Source organism: Roseburia sp. 1XD42-34, from assembly GCF_009917385.1.
Taxonomy (GTDB): Bacteria; Bacillota; Bacilli; order Bacillales; family Amphibacillaceae; genus Virgibacillus.
The window spans coordinates 1-2,256 of the sequence record NZ_QWLJ01000082.1 but is presented as its reverse complement, the minus strand read 5'-3'; the positions used below and the strand labels follow the sequence as shown (position 1 = coordinate 2,256).

At 32.2% G+C, this 2,256-nt stretch carries 4 protein-coding genes and 1 pseudogene; all 5 read left to right on the top strand.

Features of this window, described 5'->3' with window-relative positions; all coding sequences use genetic code 11:
* Nucleotides 1-590: HNH endonuclease (locus tag D1839_RS20070; RefSeq protein ID WP_183030293.1), on the top strand; the 590-nt coding region annotated here is incomplete at its 5' end.
* Between the two features lie 5 nt (nucleotides 591-595).
* Nucleotides 596-1,081, top strand: coding sequence for a DUF6985 domain-containing protein (locus D1839_RS20065; RefSeq protein ID WP_120381535.1), 486 nt, complete (start codon nucleotides 596-598; stop codon nucleotides 1,079-1,081).
* A gap of 159 nt (nucleotides 1,082-1,240) precedes the next feature.
* A pseudogene (locus tag D1839_RS21550) lies at nucleotides 1,241-1,369 on the top strand (hypothetical protein); the annotation flags it as partial.
* Between the two features lie 237 nt (nucleotides 1,370-1,606).
* Nucleotides 1,607-1,768: a hypothetical protein gene (locus tag D1839_RS20055; RefSeq protein ID WP_158589718.1), complete on the top strand. Its 162-nt coding sequence runs from the start codon at nucleotides 1,607-1,609 to the stop codon at nucleotides 1,766-1,768.
* 246 nt (nucleotides 1,769-2,014) lie between these two features.
* The coding region (locus D1839_RS20050) for a T7SS effector LXG polymorphic toxin (RefSeq protein WP_286168781.1) at nucleotides 2,015-2,256 on the top strand (242 nt) is incomplete at its 3' end.

Sequence of the window (2,256 nt, the reverse complement as noted above, 5' to 3'; positions counted from 1 at the left end):
TTATACTTAGAGATAAAGATCTTGAAAATCACGTCAATACGCAGATGGTTAATATGAAGAATGGCGGAGGGGAAAGGCTAGAGACTAAGGGTGCGGTTAAAGATAGACAGATATATACAAAAGGTTTTGAAATAGAGCCAAAATATAGCTCTTATGAGCAAAGGGTAAAAACTACACCAGTTAACAAAGGAAAATGGAGTAGAGAACGTGCAGAATCATTATTTATCTCAGATAAGACTGGTGAAATAAAAAAATATCTTGATGAAGCTGATGTTGATGGTGTTGAGTATAAAAACGGTATGCCAGACTTTTCTCCATTTTCTAAAGGTGAGGTTAAGTTAGAAAATATGACTAATGATCGAAAATCTAATTTTTCAACTGCTGATGAAGAATTAGCTAAAAAATGGAGTACTCCAGAACAAAAGTGGACAGCAGACGACATAGCTGATTGGAGAGAAGATAATAAATATACTTGGCATGAACTTAACGATTTGGAAACAATTCAATTAGTACCAAGTAAGATTAATAGCGTCTTTAAACATTTGGGTGGAGTTGGCGAATATAATATAAAAGTTAAGTTGGGAGAGTAAATAAAATGACAAAGATTAATGATGAGTTATTTGGAGAACTTGAATACAAAAATAATTTCTGGCGAGGCGAAATGACTATTAAAATGTTTAATGTTGAGAGAAAAATACTATTGAGTGTCGATGCGCATGAAGACGCTGATTTTTCAAATATACAAAAAGATGCCTTCCGTAATTTTATTCAAGATATGAACCATATTATGAGCGAGGCGGAAAAGGAAGTCTTTGAGTACTATAGTGAGAATGTCGATGAATATAGAGAAATGTTAGAAGATGAATCACAAGCAAATAAAGTTGCTCCTAAAATAGATTCTTTAACTGGCTTAACAGAATTAGTGAAACCTACTGAATTAATTGTAAGAAGAGTAAGGAAGAATGGAAAGAGAAGATTGGGGTTATTGTGCGATGTGTCTTGGGATATTGAGGATGGATTGGGTATAAAAATTGAAGATGAAGTTGTAGAAGAAGTAGGATATCAAGATATAGTTCTATAAACTTATAGAAAAATAAGTGGCAAAAAATAAAAGATAGCACTTGATTCTGGATTTGAGTATCAAGTGCTTTTTTCATGTAATGAGATGGGTTGGACCTCAATAAAGAATACTTATGTAAAATAAAGACTTCGTGATGGATGAGCAAATGATTTAACTGTCGAATTAAAGTATTTTGATAAGCATGATTTTTATAAAGTAAAAGGTAAAATTACCAGTATCAATAAGCAAAATAAATACATAAGTATAGTTGGGCAGCGTTTGCCTTTTGAGTCTATAATTGATGTGTAGATAAAATGAAGTGAGCACATCACATGTGTCTTTTTATTAACAAAACCACCTCCTGTAACTATAATCGAAAAGAGTTATGAGGAGGTGGGATTTTGTATAGACACAAACCTTATAATTGGTATAATTAGGTAAAAAAGACAAGATGAATATGAGAACAACTTTTTTAAGGAAGTCTTAGCCAAGGTAGTTTTCTTATTAACGCAACTTAGTCACATAAGTAACGAGGAGGATTTCAACTTGTACAGAGTAGTCATTATTTTATTAGCTATATTTTTATTAATTACGTCATTATCACATTTATTTTTTAATTATGAACTGCCTAATTGGGTGGAATATGTAAACCTTATTATCGTTTTGATTTTGGTAATAGATTTATTTAAAAAGAAAAAAGAAAACTAAATTTCAATCCACATCTGGCGGTATAAATTAACATAAGTCACTCTCTTTTGCTTAAAGCCCACAGTCTTATGCAAATACCTGGTACATACTTTAGCTGTCGTTTCTCGCAATTGTTCGGGCGTATATTTCCACACACCAGATTTATTTTTATACTGCTACTTATATGTAGTTTTGCCATAAACAATTCCATATATTTCATGCTTTTAGTATAATGCAACTAAAGTAGTTACATTGAAGCTATTACCAATGGGGATAGGAGGAGATGTTCATGAAGGCGCTTTATGCAAGCGCCTTCATATCTATATCGATAAAACCATATCGCAACTAGAACAAATACATACACAAGTCAAAAACATTCAGAAAAGCATAGAAGCCATTATAGCTTTGGAGGATGCATTTAAAGGGAAAACTGCTAACTCTATTCGAACCTTCTATCAAGAGGTACACATGCCGTTTCTGTTGTTCTTAGAGGGTTTTATTATGAATTA